Origin of the sequence: Micromonospora pisi (assembly GCF_003633685.1) — a bacterium.
GTDB lineage: Bacteria > Actinomycetota > Actinomycetes > Mycobacteriales > Micromonosporaceae > Micromonospora_G > Micromonospora_G pisi.
On record NZ_RBKT01000001.1, the window covers coordinates 1315203 to 1332297 of the forward strand.

A 17095-nucleotide genomic window follows, 5' to 3' on the forward strand; every position below is an offset into this window, starting at 1 on the left:
CGGCCCGACGTAACGGCCCGGAGATGCCGTCCGGCGAAATCAACCTTCAGGAGCCGCCGGAGCTGCCCGAGATCCAGAACAACGGCATGCGCCAGGCGATGATGGTGCTGCCGATGGCGTTGATGTCCGGCGTCATGATGATGATGTTCATCGGTACGTCACGTGGAGCACTGACCTACGTGATGATGGGCATGATGGTCCTCGCCATGGGCGGCATGGCGCTCGGCCAGATGGCGTTCGGCGGCATGGACCGCAAGAAGCGCCTCGGCGGGGACCGCCGCGACTACCTGCGTTACCTCGCCCAGAACCGCAAACGGGTACGGCAGAACGTGAAGCGCCAACGCGACGCCAGCGACTGGCAGCATCCCCACCCGCACTCGCTCTGGTCGCTGGCGATGACCTCACGGCGTTGGGAGCGGCGCGCCACCCATCCGGACTTCCTGGAGATCCGGGTCGGCACCGGCGAACAGCGGCTGGCGGTACGGATCACGCCGTTGCAGACCAAGCCGATCGAGGACCTGGAGCCACTGGCCGCCAAGTCGTTGCGCCGGTTCATCCGCGCCTACACCACCATCTCCGACCAGCCGATCGCCCTTTTCCTGCGCGGCTTCGCCCAGGTCCGGGTCGCCGGGGACAAGGACGACAGCCGTGCGGTGGTGCGCGCCGTACTCACCCAACTGGTCACGTTCCACGCCCCGGAGGAGGTCCGGCTGGCGCTCTGCGTGGCCGGCGACGGGGTGACCGCCTGGGAGTGGGCGAAGTGGCTGCCCCACCTGCAACATCACAACGAGCAGGACGCGGCCGGCGCGGTACGGCTGGTCGGCGACACCATCGAGGCGGTGGAGCAGCTCCTCGGCGAGGCGTTCGCCGCCCGGCCACGGTACGAGCCCGGCGCGACACCGAACCGGGACGAGCCGTACGTGGTGGTGATCCGCGACGGCGGCCGGCTCGGCAACGGCACCAGGATGGCCACCGCCGGATACCGCAACGCGGTCCTGATCGACCTCGACGACCCCACCCCGGCCGCCGGCAAGGGGGCGCTCTGCCTCCAGATCGACGGCGACGACCTGCTGATGGTCCGACGTGACCGGGTCGGCAACGAGGTGAAGAACCGGTTGGCCAGCCCCGACCGGCTCAGCTCGGCGCGGGCCGCCGCGGTGGCCCGGACCCTGTCGCCGTACCGGCTGGGCATCGTCACCGAAACATCGGCGGACAACCTGAAATCCGACTTCGACCTCGGCACCCTGCTGCACATCCCCGACCTGAGCCGCCTGGACCTGCGCAAACTCTGGGCACCCCGGCCCATGGGCGAGCGGCTGCGGGTGCCGATCGGCATCGACGCCGACGGCAAGCCGGTCGAGCTCGACATCAAGGAGTCCGCGCTCGGCGGCATGGGCCCGCACGGGATGCTGATCGGCGCCACCGGCTCCGGCAAGAGCGAACTGCTGCGTACGTTGGTGCTGGCCCTGGCCACCACGCACTCCTCGGAGACGCTGAACTTCATCCTGGTCGACTTCAAGGGCGGCGCGACCTTCCTCGGTCTCGACCAGTTGCCGCACACCTCCGCGGTGATCACCAACCTCGCCGACGAGGCCGCGCTGGTCGGGCGCATGCAGGACGCGCTCCACGGCGAACTGGTACGGCGCCAGGAACTGCTGCGCCAGGCGGGCGGCTTCAGCTCCGTACTCGACTACGAACGCTCCCGCGCCCAGGGCTCGCCCCTGGATCCGCTGCCGACCCTGTTCATCGTCGTAGACGAGTTCAGCGAACTGCTGGCCGCGCACCGGGACTTCATGGACCTGTTCGTGATGATCGGACGACTCGGCCGCTCCCTCGGGGTGCACCTGCTGCTGGCCAGCCAGCGGGTCGACGACGGCCGGATCGGACAGCTCGAATCGCACCTGTCGTACCGGATCGGACTACGGACGTTCTCCGCCATGGAGTCCCGCTCCGTGATCGGGGTGCCCGACGCGTACGAACTGCCGCCGGCCCCGGGCAACGGCTACCTGCGTACCGACGTGTCGACGCTGATCCGGTTCAAGGCCGGGTACGTCTCCGGTGGTTACCGCGACACGACCACCCGGGTACGGCAGGAGATCGTGCAACAGCAGGTGGTGCCGTACCAGCTGGTGTCCGTGCCGCACCGGGAGGTGGAGCCGGAGCTGGGCGATCCGGCCCGGGTCGAACCGGTGGAGCCGGCCGAGCAGACGTTCGAACGGAGCGTGCTGGCGACGGTGGTGGAGCAGTTGGTCGACCACGGGCCGCCGGCACACCAGGTCTGGCTGCCGCCCCTGGACGCCTCGCCGACCCTGGACCAGCTCCTGCCGACCCTCGTCCCCGATCCCGAACTCGGACTCACCGCCATCGGATGGCCGGGCAACGGTGCCCTCGTCGCGCCGGTGGGCTTCATCGACAAGCCGTTCGAGCAGCTCCGGGACCTGCTGATCGCCGACCTCTCCGGGGTCGGCGGGCACGTCGGCATCGCCGGTGGGCCACGCAGCGGCAAGAGCACCCTGCTCCGTACGCTGATCAGCAGCCTCGCGCTCACCCACAGCCCGCGCGAGGTGCAGTTCTACTGCCTCGACTTCGGCGGCGGCACGCTCGCCGCGATGGCCGAGCTGCCACACGTCGGCAGTGTCGCGGGGCGGCTCGACACCGACCGGGTGAGCCGGACCGTCGCCGAGGTGACCGGGCTGATCGGGCAGCGGGAGCGGCGCTTCGCCGACCTCGGTGTGGACAGCATGACGACGTACCGCCAGATGCGCGCCGACGGACGGATCACCGACGACCCGCTGGGCGACGTGTTCCTCATCGTCGACGGCTGGTTCACCCTGCGCCAGGAGTTCGAGGCGCTGGAGGCCGCCGTACGGCAGATCGCCGCCCAGGGCCTCAACTTCGGTGTCCACCTGCTCCTGACCGCGTCCCGCTGGTCGGAGGTCCACCACGCGATGCGGGACCAGATCGGCACCCGGCTGGAACTGCGCCTCGGCGACCCGGTCGACTCGACCATCGACCTGCGGCTGGCGGCCACCGTGCCGAAACTGCCCGGTCGTGGACTCACCGCCAACAAGTTGCACTTCCTCGCCGCGATGCCACGCATCGACGGCATCGCCGACCCGAACAGCCTCGCCGACGGCGTCCGGTCGCTGGCGTCGATGGTCGGCGAGTTCTGGGACGGCCCGTCGGCGCCACCGGTGCGTACCCTGCCCGGGATGCTGCCGGCCGAGTCGTTGCCCGCACCGCACGGCGACGTACGCGTCCCGCTGGGGTTGGACGAGTCCGGGATGCAGCCGGTCTGGCACGACTTCGCCGACCTGCCGCACCTGACCGTGCTCGGCGACAGCGAGAGCGGCAAGACGAACCTGCTGCGCCACCTGGCCCGGGCGGTGATGGCCCGCTACACCCCGGCCGAGGCACGCATTCTGATCGTCGACTACCGCCGGCAACTGTTCGACGCGGTGCCCCAGCCGTACCGCCTGGGCTATTCGGTATCCGCCGACTCGACCAAGGAGACGATCGCCGACGCGATCCTCGGTCTCGGGCCACGGATGCCCGGCGCCGACGTGACCCCGGAACAGCTCCGTCGCCGGGACTGGTGGAGCGGGCCGAGGCTGTTCGTCCTGATCGACGACTACGACCTGCTCGCCGGCCACGACAGCCCACTGCTGCCGCTCGTTCCCTACCTGTCGCAGGGCGCGGACATCGGCTTCCACCTGGTGCTGACCCGGGGCGCGGCGAACGTGATGCGGATGTCGATGGACCCGTTGATCCGCCGGCTACAGGAGACGAACAGCCCGGACGTGGCGCTCTCCTGCCCGCCGAACGAGGGTCCGCTGCTCGGTAACACCAAGCCGCGCCACCTGCCACCCGGTCGGGCGCTGCTCTGCACCCGCCGGGGTGCGCGACTGATCCAGACCGCGTGGAGTGCGCCGGGCGAACCGGTGGAGCAGCCGGATCCGGATCAGCCCGTCCCGGCCACGGTCACGGGCGCCAGCGACGGCGCCGACCCCACCTGATCACCAGCGCCGAGACGTACCCGAGGCCGGCCAGGGCGATGGCGCCGACGGCGACCGCACCCGCGATCAACTTCGCCGGGGCGGTCGCCGCCGGTGCCGGCAGGGTGACCATCCGGGCCGGGTACGACGGAAGCGCCGACTCCCTGGTGTCGAGGCTGGTCAGCGCGGCGTACAGGTCGAGCGTGCCGTACCCGACCCGGGGGTCGGGCCACTGCCCGAGGGGGTGCTCGGCGGTCAGTTCCAACCGGCGCCGAACCTCGGCCTGGTGCAGTTCCGGGTGGTAGGCGCGGAGCAGCGCGGCCGCCCCGGCGGCGTACGCCGCGGCGACCGCCGGCCCACCGACCGAATAGTGGCCGTTCCCCCGTGGCGCGACGCTGACCGCGTCCGTGGCGGGGGCGAGCAGGTCGACGCTGGCCTCCGGGGGCGAGACCTCTGTCGGCGCCCCGTTCGCGCCCACCCCGCCGACCGCGAGGACGTCGGCGTCCGAGGCCGGGTACCAGGGCAGGTCGGCGCCGCCCGTACCGGTGGGTTTCGCGTCCGACACCGAGGCGACCAGCACGATGTCGCGGGCTACCGCCGCCCGGACCGCGTCCCGCAGAGCGGCGTCCGGTGCGCTCGTGCCGACGCCGAGCAGGATCACGTCCGCCCCGGCGGCGGTGGCCGCCCGGATGCCGCCGGCGATCGCCCCAGGGGCGATCTTTCCCTTGCCGTCCACGATGCGCACGGGCAGCACGGTGGCGCCCGGTGCGATCCCGACTATCGGGCTACCGGTGACCGGCCGGGCGGCGACGATCCCGGCCAACGCGGTGCCCCGGCCGAAGCAGTCCTGGTCGGCGCCGCCCGCCCGGACCACGTCGGTGCCGCGCTGGACCGCGCCCGAGAGGCCGCCGGCCGCCGCGCTGACCCCGGTGTCGACGACGGCGACCAGTACGCCGTCGCCCCGGGTCAGCGCCCACACGTTCTGTGGCGCCATCCGGCGTTGTGCCCAGGGGGCGGCAGCCGCGACCGTCGGTGACTCGCCCACGCAACTGTCGCCGGGCTGGGGCAGCGCGGGCGGCTGTGTCCCCGGTGCGGGCGCACGGCGGACCGAGGCCGGTTGAGCCGGTACCGCCGGGGCGCCGGCCCGTACCGGGTCGACGAGCAGGGTGCCGCCCAGCGTGCTCAGTACGAACGTCGCCAACACGGTCCGGGCGGCGCCGCCGACCCCGCTCACGGGGTCGGATGCTGCCTGGGGCCGGCCGCGTCGCGACCCGGCCGTGGTTCGCCCCGGTCGTCCACCTCGCCGGAGGCACCCGGTTCCGGTACGGCGAGCGGTTCGCCGAGACCGGTTCCGGCGCCCGGGGCAACCGGTTCCGTTACCGCTTCCGCCCTGCCCAGGCCACCCGCTCCCGGCGCGGCATCGTCCCCTCCGGGCGTGCCCGCTCCCGGCGGCACGCCGGCTCGACCCACGGCCCGGACGTCCGGCGCGGCTCCCGCTGCCGCAGCTGCGGCGGACGAGCGTCGGGCGAGCACCGCGACGGCGGCGAGCCCGATGACGACCACCATGGCGATGGTGAGGACGCGGATCGGGCCGGGCCCTCCCCCGCCGTCGGTTCCGACGGCCTTCGCCTCCTCGGCGAGCACCATGGTCACCGCCGCGTTCGGGTTGATCATGCCCCAGCCGGTGACCGGGTCCGGGTCGTCATGCCCGGCGCGGTCGGCCGTCGCCTTGATCCGGTGTACCACCTGGGCGGCGTCGAGGTTCGGGAACGCGGACCGGACCAGGGTCACCGCCCCGGCGACGAAGGCGACCGCGTACTGCGAGCCGCTGCTGGCACGCGCGCCGGAGCCACTGACCCCGAGGCTGGCCACGTCGATGCCCGGTGCGGTCACGTCGACCTCGGCGGTCCGGTAGTTCGCCGCCGGTTGACCCTCCGCGCCGACACCGCCGACCCGGAGCAGGCCGGGCAGTCCCGGCTGTGGCGACACGTCCGCCTCCACGGTCGGCGCCGAGGCCACCACCACGACGTCGTGGTCGAGGGCAGATTCGATGGCGTCCCGTACGGCGGGGTTGGTCAGGTCCACGTAGGCCCCGAGCGCGACCACCTTGGCGCCCGCGGAGACCGCCACCTGGATCGCGGTGGCCGCGTCGACCGGTTCGGACTTCGGTGCGTTGTGCACCACCCGCAGCGGCAGGATGGTCGCCGCTGGCGCCAACCCGACCATCTGGTTGCCCGGGGCCGCTGCCGTCCCGGCGGGCGAGGCGGCGACGATACTGGCCATCGCGGTCCCTGAACCGAGGCAGTCGGTGTTGCCACGGCCGCTGCCCGTGGGGATGTCCGCTCCGACGGCGACCCGACCGGACAGTTCCGGCAGGCTGGCGTCGACGCCCGAGTCGATGACCGCGACCAGTACGCCCTCACCCTGGGTACGTCCCCACGCCTGGTCGGCCGCCATCCGCTCGTGTGCCCACCCGGAGTTGGTGCCGGTCGGCGTCGACACGGCGCACTGCTCGTTCGGCGCCGGTTTGACGTCCTTGCCCGGGGTGCTGTTGGCCGGCGGCGCGGCAGGGGCGGAGGCCGGCGGAGCCGCCGGAACGGCCGGGGGCTGCGCGGAGGCCGGCGGAGCCGGCGGGACAGCGGGCGGCTGTGCGGAGGCCGGCGGGACAGCGGGCGGCTGCGCGGAGGCCGGCGGAGCGGCCGGGGGCCGCGCGGGGGTCGGCGGTGCCGGCGGGACAGCGGGCGGCTGCGCGTTCGCCGACGACCCGCTGGCCTGCGTCGCTGTTGGCGACGGCGGTGCTGACGGAGCATTGGTGGGCCGCTGCGGCGACGCCGAGCTGGCCACGGACGGCACAGTGCCCTGCGGTGCGGCGGCCGGCGGCGACGAGGGGGCTGTTTCGGGTCCGGGTGCCTCGGTGGGAAGCAGGCCGTACCGCACCCCTTCGCCGACAGCGTCCCAGGGCAGCACCAGCAACCAGCCGGCGCGCAACTGCATCGAATCGGTCAGCGCCTGACCGTCGGGCTGGGTACGGCCGACGTTGAGGTGGTAGATCTCCTTCGCCCGGCCGGTGGTACCGAGCAGCCGCCCGGCGATCTCCGTCAGGCTCTTCGGCGCCCCCTGGTCGGCGGTGGTCACCGGGTAGTACTTGACGTACTCGTCGCTGGCGGCGGTGGCGGGCGTCGGCCGGGGAACCGCCGCCGACCCGCCGCTCGTCGCCGACGTGGACGGGGCAGCCGACGCCGACGGTGGGGTCGACGCCGACGGCGTGGTGGCCACCTGGACCAGCCAGGGTGATGCCTCAGCTCCCTGCGCCTGATCAGACCTGGTCGTCTGCGTCAGCACCGCCAGCAGGGCCAGGCACCCCAGCACGCTCGACCAGGCCCGTACCTTCGCCGTCACCGGCGGCCTCCTTCGCCTCGCCACATGCTCGCGACACGCCTTTCCGGTGAAACCGAAAAGGCGTCCGTCCCGACGACGCTGCAAAGCGGCTTCCGGTTCAATTCCAGGGCGGCAAAACTGTGGAGAAATGCGGCCCGGCCGGTTGACTGTCCGACGTGGGCGCCCCTGGCCGGGCCGACTGTCACTACGCCGGGTCGGTCACCAGCACCGACCAGCGTGCCCGCAACACCTCACCGACCAGCACCGGCACCACCTGTCGGCGGGTACGTGCGGCCAGTCCACGGGCGGCGGTCAGCTCCGCGCCGCGCAGGCCGCCACTGATGATGACGCCCCGCTCCCCCAGTGCGCCGATGTCGCTGTCGGAGACCGGGAAGGCCGCGACCCGGCGGCAGCCGGACGGCAGGTCCGGGCCGACCGCGTCGCCGACGATCGTGACGGTCAGCCCGGCGGCGTGCAGTTGCCGGGCGAGCAGCGCCGCCTGTCGGCGGACGGCCGGCACGGTGCCGGTGATCGTGAAGACGTCGGGGGTGGCGGCCAGGTCGAGCACGAACCGCCAGCCGTCGCGCCGGCCGAGGACGGCCGGCATCCGGGCCGCGGGGAACGGTTCGTCGGGCCCGCACCAGGCGTACGGGGTGCCGGGGACGTCAGACGCCGCACCGAGCAGGCGTACGTTCATCCGTTCCCGGTGGTCGTCCACCATCGACCGCAGGTCCACGGTCACCCGTCCCGGTGGTGGCAACTCGGGCCGGTCGTCGTGGGGTGGGGTGGTCGCCGACCCGGCCGTGCTCCCCGTTGCCGGGGCGACCCCCGGCTGGACCCGCCCGGCCCCGGACACGGCCCCGGACACGGCTGCGGACACGGACACGGACACGGGCAGAGGCTGCGTTTCCGACTCCGACTCCGACTCCGACTCCGGCTGCGGCTCCGGTGCGGGGGAATTCGGCGCCGCTTCGATCAGCGGGGGCCCGGTGCGCGGTCGGCGCCCGCCCCGGAGCACGTACAGCAGCACCGCGAGCAGCAGCACCATCACGGCCAATCCGACCGCTGCGAGCACGTACGGGTTGGCGCCGCCCGACGACTTCCCACCGGAGTCGGCATCCCCTGCCGGCTCGGCCACCGTCGGCAACGGAAGCGGCCCGACCTGCACCCCGGGGCCAGCCGCGTCCGGGGGCAACTCGAGGACCCAGCCCGGTTCCAACATCATCGCGTCGGTCAACTGCCCGCCGTCGGCCTGCTTGCGGCCCTGGTTGAGCTCGAAGATCTCCCGGAACCGGTTGCCGTCGCCGAGGGTCCGCACCGCGATCTGGTAGAGGTACTCGCGCTGCCCGCCCTGGGGCGGCCCGACGACGTAGTACTTCGGTCCACTGCCGGTCGATGTCGGCGTCGGTGTCGGGGCGAGCACCGGCACCGCCGGCGCCGCCGAGGGTGGAAGCGCCGCGACGCCCCCCACTCCGAGCACCAGTCCACCGATCACGGCGACCGCCGCCAGCCGGATCACCCGACCGCGCCCGGCCCGATCGGATCCGAGCGTGACCCAGCTCCGCATTCCCGTACACCATCCTTCGCTCTCACCCCGTGCCGTCGCACGGCCCAGACCGTACGCTGCTCCGCCCCGGTACGGGAATCAGCGAACGGGTGGCGGGAGTTACCGGGGTCCGACATCGTCCACGCGCTGCCGGGCCCGGTCGGGCCGGGGTGGGTTACGGTAAAACCGTGAGAGCGCTCTATCGGGCGTGCCGTCACGCGTCGGGGGTGGCACCGTGGAGAGTCTGACCAAGCTGCGGGTCTCCGAGACCGAACTCGACACGCTGGTCCGGCGCGGGTTCGGGCCGGACGCGCAGATCACGCAGTGGCGGGAGCTGACCGAGGGGCACTACAACGTCGCCTACGCGGTCCGGCTCGCCGACGGTGCCGACCTGGTTCTCAAGATCGCACCACCGCCGGGGTTGAAACTGCTCAGCCACGAGGTCGACCTGATGCGTACCGAAATCGACTTCTTCCGCCGGGCCAGGGCCGGCGGTGTCGCCGTACCCGAGGTGGTCTTCGCGGACACCGAGCGGGACCTGGTCGGCAGCGACTTCGTCTTCCTCAGCCGGATCGACGGCGTCACCCTGAACACCGTCCGGGACACGCTGAGCCCGGGCGGCCTGGCCGCCGTGCGCGCCCAGGTCGCCGCCGAAACGGCCCGCCTGCACACGATCAGCGGCCCGGCGTACGGATATCCGCTCCGCGACAGCCGCAGCTGGCAGCCGACCTGGCGGGCGGCGTTCGAGGCGATGGTACGGGACATCCTGGACGACGCCCTGCGCCTCGGCACCAGGCTGCCGGTCGGCGTGGACGAGATCGCGGCACGGCTGCACCGCCGCGCGGATCTGCTGGACCAGGTCGACCGGCCGGCGCTGATCCACTTCGATCTCTGGGACGGCAACGTCTTCGTGCTGCCGGACGGCACCGGCGGTGCGACGCTCACCGGTCTGATCGACGGCGAGCGCGCCCTCTACGGCGACCCGGTGGCGGAGTTCGTGTCGATGACGCTCTTCCGGGATCCGGCCGAACTCCCGGGTCTCCTGGCCGCCTACCGGGGCGCCGGCCACACGTCGATCCAGCTGACCCCGGACGTACGGCACCGGCTCGCCCTGTACACCTGCTACCTGTACCTGATCATGTTGGTGGAGGGTGGCACCCGGGGGTGGCAGGGACCGGAACGGGAGAGCTTCGAGGACCGGCTGGCCGGGCTGCTGGTGGACCAACTCGACCAGATCGACTAGTGGCGAGAACCTACCGGGCCGCGAAGATCAGACCCGCGTCGAACCGTCGATCGGCCGGGACCAGGTCGTTCGTCACGAGTGCGAGCCTGGATCCCGGCCGATCGGCCGATCAGCAGTTCTCGGTGGTGTACTGGACCCACGGGTTGAGGTACGCGCCGCTGATGAAGCCGGATCCACCGGTGCTGAAGCGCGCGTGCCACCAGACGGCGATGCCGTTGACCGTGTCGCCGCCCGTGGCGCAGTCCAGGTACGCCGTCACGCCGCGGTTCACCTGGCCGTAGGCGGTGCAGGACGTGTGCGGCCCGGTACGGTAACGGACGCCGTCCGCGGTCACCACGGCCGTACGACTGCTCCGGTCCGACCAGCCCTGCCCGCAGGCCGCCGAGGCCGGTGTCGCGGGCACAACGTAGGTCACCGCCGCCGCGAGCAGCGCGACACCAGCCAGCCGAGCACTCATTCGTCGCATGGTCATCGGTCTCCCTCCACAAAGGTCACTTTCAGCCCAGCATATATCGATAGATGCGCTCAAACCTCTCGCTTTTCTTGGACGGCGGCACGGCCCGAACCCGCCAAGATCATGCAGGCGTCGCCCCGAACGGACGGCTGCGGGCAGGACCCTGCTACCGCCGACGACCGGACCGGTAAGCTCGAAAACGGTGTGCCGGGAAGTCTGGTCGGCGATTCTTTTGTCGACCCTTCCCGAGGAGCCGCCGATGTCCACACCACCGGACAACACCGACCGCCAACGCCTGTTCGGGCGTGGTAGCTGGCCGGAGGTGCGCCGGATCGGCGACATCCTGCGTACCGAGACGGTCGGCGGGGCGCTGCTGCTCGGTGCGGCCGTGCTCGCCCTCGCCTGGTCGAACTCCCCGTGGGGCGACACCTACCGGAACATCGGCAACGCCGAGTTCGGGCCGGCGGCGCTGCACCTGGACCTCACCGTGGGACAGTGGGCGGCCGACGGGCTGCTCGCGATCTTCTTCTTCGTCGCCGGCCTGGAACTGAAACGCGAGTTCGTCGCGGGCGACCTGCGCGACCCGCGTCGGGCGGCACTCCCGGTCGCCGCGGCGGTCGGCGGAATGGCCGTGCCCGCACTGATCTACGTCGCGTTCAACGCCCGTACGCACGGCGCCCTGGCCGGCTGGGCGATCCCGACCGCTACCGACATCGCGTTCGCGCTCGCCGTCCTCGGCGTGATCAGCACCCATCTGCCGGCGGCGATGCGGACCTTCCTGCTCACCCTCGCCGTCGTCGACGACCTGATCGCGATCCTGATCATCGCGATCTTCTACACCACCTCACTGGATCTCGTCCCGCTCGGTCTGGCGGTGGTCCCGCTGGCCGTCTTCGGGCTGCTGGTGCAACGCCGGGTCCGCTCATGGTGGCTGCTGCTGCCACTGGCCGCGATCACCTGGGCCCTCGTACACGCCTCCGGGGTGCACGCGACCGTCGCCGGGGTCCTGCTCGCCTTCACCGTGCCGGTGCTCCGCCGGGCCGAAGGACCCGGTCCGGGGCTCGCCGAACACTTCGAGCACCGGTTCCGCCCGCTGTCGGCCGGCGTCGCCGTACCGGTCTTCGCCTTCTTCGCCGCCGGGGTGTCGGTGGCCGGAGCGGGCGGCCTCGGCGCGACCCTCACCGACTCGGTCACGCTCGGCGTCGCGGTGGGCCTCGTCGCCGGCAAGACGATCGGGGTGTCCGGTGCGACCTGGCTGGTGCAGCGATTCACCCGCGCCCGCCTCGCCGAGGGACTGAGCTGGTGGGACGTGCTCGGGCTCGCCCTGCTCGCCGGGGTCGGCTTCACCGTCTCGCTGCTCATCGGCGAACTGGCCTTCGGCCCCGGCAGCGAACGCGACGAGCACACGAAGATCGGTGTCCTGCTCGGCTCCCTGGTGGCGGCGCTGCTCGCGACCGTGGTGCTGCGCTCCCGCAACCGCCACTACCAGAACATCTGCGAGGTGGAGGAACGCGACACCGACGCCGACGGCGTACCGGACGCGTACCAGGTCTCGGACCCGCCGCGCTGAACACCGCAACGGCGAAGCGGGCCCGATGCACCCGACCGGCGGTGCACCGCTCACCGCCGGCCCGGCCGGGGCGTGCGCCCCTCCCGCCCCGTCAGCGGGGCAACGCCTGCTGCAACTCCGCCCGCAGGGCCGGCGTCAGCATCTCACCAGCCTGCTTCGCCAGCCGCGCCATCTCGTAGCCGACCACGCCGATGTCGGCGTCCGTGGCGGCGAGGGTGGCCAGGATGGAGCCGTCCCGCACCTGCATCACCAGGAAGTAGCCGCGCCCCATCTCGACCACGGTCTGCTTGACGATGTCGCCGTCGAACATCTGGGCCGCGCCGGCGGTGATGCTCATCAGCCCCGAGGTGACGGCGGCCAGCTTGTCGGCATTGTCGCGGGGCAGGTGGTCCGAGACCGCGACCAGCAAGCCGTCCGCTGAGACCACGATCGCGTGCGCCACCCCGGGCACCCGCTCGGCAAAACCACTCACCAGCCAGTTGAGGTCTCGTGCCGCTTGACTGAGCGTCGTCACTGTTGCTCCTCTTCCTTGCCAGCGCCAGCCGGCGCCATGGTTATCTCGGTGGTCTCCTCGGCCTCGGCCCGCCGCACGCCCCCGTAGAACTTCGACAGCATGCCACCCACCGCCTCCGGATCAGGCTCCTGCCGCTGTACGGGTACGGCCTGCGGTGCCGGTTCGTTGGCCGATGGCAGCTGGGCCATCGGCACCCGGACCGGCAGGCCGTTCGCGTTCACCCTGACGGTGACCGGTGCCGTCCCCGCCACCCGGGTCGGCGGGCCGGCGGGGGCCGGCGGTGCGGTGGCACCAGCCGCGGGCGCGGCGGCACCGCCACCCGGGGCCGCGACGGCACCGGCCGCCGCCGGGGCACCGGCGCTGCCCTTGCCCTGCCGTGACCACCACGTGCTGCCGGCCACGGAACCACCGGCGGCCGGGGCGAGCACGTCCTCGGCCCGGGTCGGCACGTTCCGGGACGGCCGGCGAGTGGTGTTACGACCCGGCGGACGCCCAGCGATCGGCTGTTCGTCCAGGCCGGGCAGGCCGTTGGGCATCCCGGACCCGGCGCGGGGTTCACCGGGCGCACCGGCCGGCAGCCCGGCGAGCACCCGCCGGTTCGGGGCGGTCTGCTCCAACTCCGCCTGCGACGGAGGTGCCGCCAGCAGCGCCGGTGGCAGCAGGATCGAGGCGAGCACCCCGTGGTCCAGGGCCCGCAGCCGTACCTGGACGTGCTGCCGCGCGGCCAGGTGGCTGACGACGAAGAGACCCATCCGCTCGGAGGCGGCCACGTCGGCCGCGGGCGGTTCGGCGAGCAGCGCGTTCGCTTCGTCGATGGCGTTCTGACTCATGCCGAGGCCGTCGTCGACGATCTCGATGAGCCCCGCCCCCGGCGCCTCCGCACGGCCCGAGATCCGTACCACGGTCTCCGGTGGGGAGAAGGTCGCGGCGTTCTCCAGCAGCTCGGCGAGGAGATGCACCAGGTCGGCCACCGCGTGCCCGACGATGTAGAGCTGGTCGGCGCTCTCGTGCCGTACCCGCTGGTACTGCTCCACCTCGGCGACCGCCGCGAGCATCACCGCGGAGAGCGGCACCGGCCGGTTCCAACGCCGGGTCGACTCGGTGCCGGCCAGCACCAGGAGGCTGTCGTCGTTACGCCGCATTCGCGCCGCGAGGTGGTCCAGTTTGAACAGGTTGTCGAGCTGGTCGGGGTCGCTCTCCTCCCGCTCCAGGTCGTCCAGGAGTTCGAGCTGCCGCTCGACCAGCAGTTGGCTGCGTCGGGCCAGGTTGACGAACATGGCGTTGACGTTGCGCCGCATCACCGCCTGTTCGACCGCGACGGTGACCGCACTGCGGTGCACCGCGACGAACGCCTCGGCCACCTCACCGATCTCGTCCATCGAGCGGACCATGGCCGGTGGCACCTCGATCTGCGGCACCCCCGACTCGACCGTACGGAGCCGCTCCAGCGCCTCGGGAAGATCGATCTGGGCTACCTGGAGGGCCTGTGCCCGGAGCAGGCGCAGCGAGCTGTTCAGCGACCGGCCGATGATGATCGACGTGGCCAGCCCGATCACGAGTACGCCCAGCACCCCACCGGCGACCAGCAGGGTCTCGCGCAACTGGTCCGAGCTGCGCTCCTCGGCCGCCTGTGCGGCGTCGCCCAGCACGGCGGCCTCGACCTGGCGCAGCAGATCCTGCCGATGCTGGCTGACCCGCCACCATTCGTCCGCCGACAGCACCTGGGGGGTGCTGGCACCGACGGCGATGGTCTCCTCCTCCATCTTGATCGCGTTCTGGAAGGCGGGGTCGGCGGCGGCCTGCTGATAGAGCTGGATCTGCGGGGTGGTCGCGGCGACCCGGAAGTCACCGAGCGCGGTGAGCTGCTGCGCCCGCAGGTCGGTCAGCTCGACCCCGTCGTCGAGGTCGTACCGGCCCGCGCGGGCGGCACTGTAGAGGGTGCCCCGGATCCGGGAGCTGATCTCCTTGACCCGGGCGATCTGCACGTACCGCAGCACCCGGTTGGTCAGCTCGGGCTGGTCGTCGCCGGGCGACGGCTCGGCGAGGAGGGTGAGCAGGGCGTCGATCGCTCGGTTGTAGCTGCCCAGCACGGTGTTGACACTGAGCACGCCGCCCGGCACCGCCGCCCGGACGTCGGGCAACTGGCGCAGGGCGTCCTGGACCCGGGAGTAGGAGACCCGCCAGGAGGCGTCCACGTCGGCGAGCGGCTGCGCCGCCTCCTGCAGTTGGGTCGTGGCCACGTTGGCGGCGTTGTACGTCGACCTCAGGGCGGCCTGGATCTGTCCCGGATCGGCCACGCCGCCCGAGCGGGCCACTGCGGCGAGTTCTCCGGCCGTGCGGTCGCGTTCCGCCTGCAACTCGTGGACCAGGGCGGTGATCTGCCGCCCGATCGTCACCTCCTGCGAGAACTCGCCGAGGACGTTGGCCTGGCCGAGCAAAGTCCCGGTCTGCACGGTCGCGACCACCAGGAACGCCACCGACGGGATGATCAGGACGGCACCGAGTTTGACCCGCAGTCGCCAGTCCCGCAGCCGCAGTGGTGATCGCCGCCGATGCGGCACGACACGTACGTCGAGCCGGCGGCGCCGATGGTTGGGCACCCCGCTGCCCGAGGGGTCAAGAGCAGCAGCCACCACGCCTCCTACTTTCCTCGATGCCGGGCACGTCGAGGAGCGGGGTTCATCTCAACCAGGCAAGAGATCCCTGTCAACCATCCGAACTGCGGCGCGGCAAAGGAAGGATACTGTTACCCATTCGCGGGTGCCGGACTCGCCTAGTGACCCTCATCCGTCCGGCTGATGCGTTCGAGCGTGACCCCATCGTGGAACCGACCGATGGCGATCAATGCGGCTCCGGTGGCCCCAATTTCCGGATTCCGTACGTGGCTCACCCTCCGTGGTTTCAGTGCGGCCACAAAAGCGTCTCGCCACCAATCGGAGGCGGCTATCGCGCCGCCGCCGAGCACCACCTCGACCGGGTAGTCCACGGTGGATTCGATTTCGGCCAGGTCTGCCGCCACCTGCCTGCACAGGGCGTCCATCAGGCCGGCGAAGATATCGACCGCCCGGGTGCCGAAGCCGAGGTTGTGGACGTGCCCGGAGCCGGCCGGGGCGAGCCCCGGTGGCCGGTCACCACCGAGCCGGGGGTCCGCCACCAGAGTGTTACCGGGTGTGATCACGGCCAGGGCCGCTTCCAACTCCGGTCCGGCCGGTAGCCGCAGCACCTTGTTCGCCCAGGCGAAGAGATTGCCCCCGGCGGAGTAGGCGGTTCCGGTGACGATGTGCCGGTGGTCCACCCGGTACCGCCACAGCCCGCTCGGCAGCGGCGGCAGGATCGCGCCGGCCGGGGCGGCCTGGACCAGACGTACGGCCGCCGAGGTCCCGACGGTGACCGCGGCCCGGTACGGGTCGACGCAGCCGGATCCGACGTTGGAGGCGGCTCCGTCCCCGGTCGGTGCGGCCCACGGGACGCCGGCCAGCGACGGCCAGCGGTGGACCAGGTCGGCGCGGAGGCGGCCGGTCCAGTCCACCGGTGCCAGCTCCGGCAACTCCTCGCGCGTCGCACCGGCAAGCTCGCACGCCTCGGGATCCCAGCCCAGGGTGCGCAGGTCGAGCAGGCCGGTGCCGGACGCCTGGGAGACCGACATCGGCGCCTCCTCCAGCAGGGCGCCGAAGGCGTACTCGACGAGTCCGACGAAACGGGCCGGGCGTCCGCCCAGCCGCTCGCGCAGCCAGGGCAGCCGTACGCTCCAGTAGAAGCGGTGCCACCAGGTGCCGGTGCGGTGGTGGAAGGCGTTCATGTCCTGCGGGCCGGTCGCCCCCGTGGCCGGCGTGGATCGACTGTCCAGCCAGGTCAGCACCGGCCCGAGCGGGCTGCCGTCGGAATCGAGCGGGAGCACCGAGTGCCACTGGGCGGCGGTGGCGACCAGGCCGATCTGGTCGAGGTGCCCCGCGCGGTGCAGCTCGTCCAGGCAGGCTTCGAGCGCGGCCAGATACTCCGCCGCGTCGAGGGTGGCGGCACCGTCGTCGCCGATCGTGATGGCCATCTTCCGGCGGGCCAGAGCACCGGGCAGCGGCACGGCGTCGGCGTCGAGGACCAGCCCCCGTACCGACGAGGTGCCCAGGTCGAGCGCGAGAATGTTCATCGCCGGCCACCGTACCCGGCTGGGGTTTCCGGTACGCCCACGGTGCCGGGCGGTCGCGCCCGCCCGGTCCCCCCGACCTCCCGTCCCGATCGACCGGAGACGATCGACCCACCGGTTCCGGTCCACCTTGTGGACGTCGGCCGGGCCGGTCGCCGGCACCGTCGGGGACGGCTCGTAGCGTCCGAGACATGTTCACGCGCTCGCAATCCTGGTGGCCCGCCAACCTGGCGGCCGACCTCCGCGCGTAGTTC

At 72.3% G+C, this 17095-nt stretch carries 10 protein-coding genes; 3 read left to right on the plus strand and 7 right to left on the minus strand.

All coding sequences use genetic code 11. The annotated features are described in order from the left end of the window. The first annotated feature begins 23 nt into the window (after positions 1-23). The gene (gene eccCa / locus BDK92_RS04940; RefSeq protein WP_170208851.1) at positions 24-4016 is read left to right on the plus strand and encodes a type VII secretion protein EccCa; all 3993 of its coding nucleotides are present in this window, start codon (positions 24-26) and stop codon (positions 4014-4016) included. On the opposite strand, the gene BDK92_RS04945 is transcribed toward eccCa, so the two are convergent. The 3 genes from BDK92_RS04945 to BDK92_RS04955 form a co-directional block, all read right to left on the minus strand. After that, complete coding sequence (locus BDK92_RS04945; protein WP_121155010.1) at positions 3982-5229, minus strand: S8 family serine peptidase; 1248 nt, start codon at positions 5227-5229, stop codon at positions 3982-3984. The two genes, eccCa and BDK92_RS04945, sit on opposite strands and share 35 nt — an antisense overlap. Continuing rightward, positions 5226-7394: a S8 family serine peptidase gene (locus BDK92_RS04950; RefSeq protein WP_121155012.1), complete on the minus strand. Its 2169-nt coding sequence runs from the start codon at positions 7392-7394 to the stop codon at positions 5226-5228. Before BDK92_RS04950 ends, BDK92_RS04945 begins: the two co-directional genes overlap by 4 nt. 184 nt (positions 7395-7578) lie before the next feature. Beyond that, positions 7579-8940, minus strand: a complete 1362-nt coding sequence (locus BDK92_RS04955; protein ID WP_121155015.1) for a LysM peptidoglycan-binding domain-containing protein — start codon at positions 8938-8940, stop codon at positions 7579-7581. Positions 8941-9154: 214 nt separating this feature from the next. On the opposite strand from BDK92_RS04955, the gene BDK92_RS04960 reads away from it, so the two are divergent. Beyond that, positions 9155-10162, plus strand: a complete 1008-nt coding sequence (locus BDK92_RS04960) for a phosphotransferase family protein (RefSeq protein ID WP_170208502.1) — start codon at positions 9155-9157, stop codon at positions 10160-10162. 109 nt (positions 10163-10271) lie between these two features. On the opposite strand, the gene BDK92_RS04965 is transcribed toward BDK92_RS04960, so the two are convergent. Continuing rightward, positions 10272-10619 (minus strand): SH3 domain-containing protein, encoded by a 348-nt coding sequence (locus BDK92_RS04965; protein WP_121155019.1) that lies wholly within the window; start codon positions 10617-10619, stop codon positions 10272-10274. 256 nt (positions 10620-10875) lie between these two features. Here BDK92_RS04965 and nhaA point away from each other — a divergent pair, with 256 nt between their 5' ends. Beyond that, positions 10876-12186, plus strand: coding sequence for a Na+/H+ antiporter NhaA (nhaA, locus tag BDK92_RS04970; RefSeq protein WP_121155021.1), 1311 nt, complete (start codon positions 10876-10878; stop codon positions 12184-12186). Between the two features lie 91 nt (positions 12187-12277). Here the strand turns inward: nhaA and BDK92_RS04975 are convergent, their stop codons facing one another. The 3 genes from BDK92_RS04975 to BDK92_RS04985 all read right to left on the minus strand — a co-directional run bounded on the left by BDK92_RS04975 (position 12278) and on the right by BDK92_RS04985 (position 16844). Further along, positions 12278-12700, minus strand: a complete 423-nt coding sequence (locus tag BDK92_RS04975; RefSeq protein ID WP_121155024.1) for a roadblock/LC7 domain-containing protein — start codon at positions 12698-12700, stop codon at positions 12278-12280. Beyond that, positions 12697-15333, minus strand: coding sequence for a sensor histidine kinase (locus BDK92_RS04980; protein WP_121161635.1), 2637 nt, complete (start codon positions 15331-15333; stop codon positions 12697-12699). Before BDK92_RS04980 ends, BDK92_RS04975 begins: the two co-directional genes overlap by 4 nt. A gap of 140 nt (positions 15334-15473) precedes the next feature. Then, positions 15474-16844, minus strand: coding sequence for an FGGY family carbohydrate kinase (locus BDK92_RS04985; protein WP_121161637.1), 1371 nt, complete (start codon positions 16842-16844; stop codon positions 15474-15476). Positions 16845-17095: the final 251 nt, after the last annotated feature.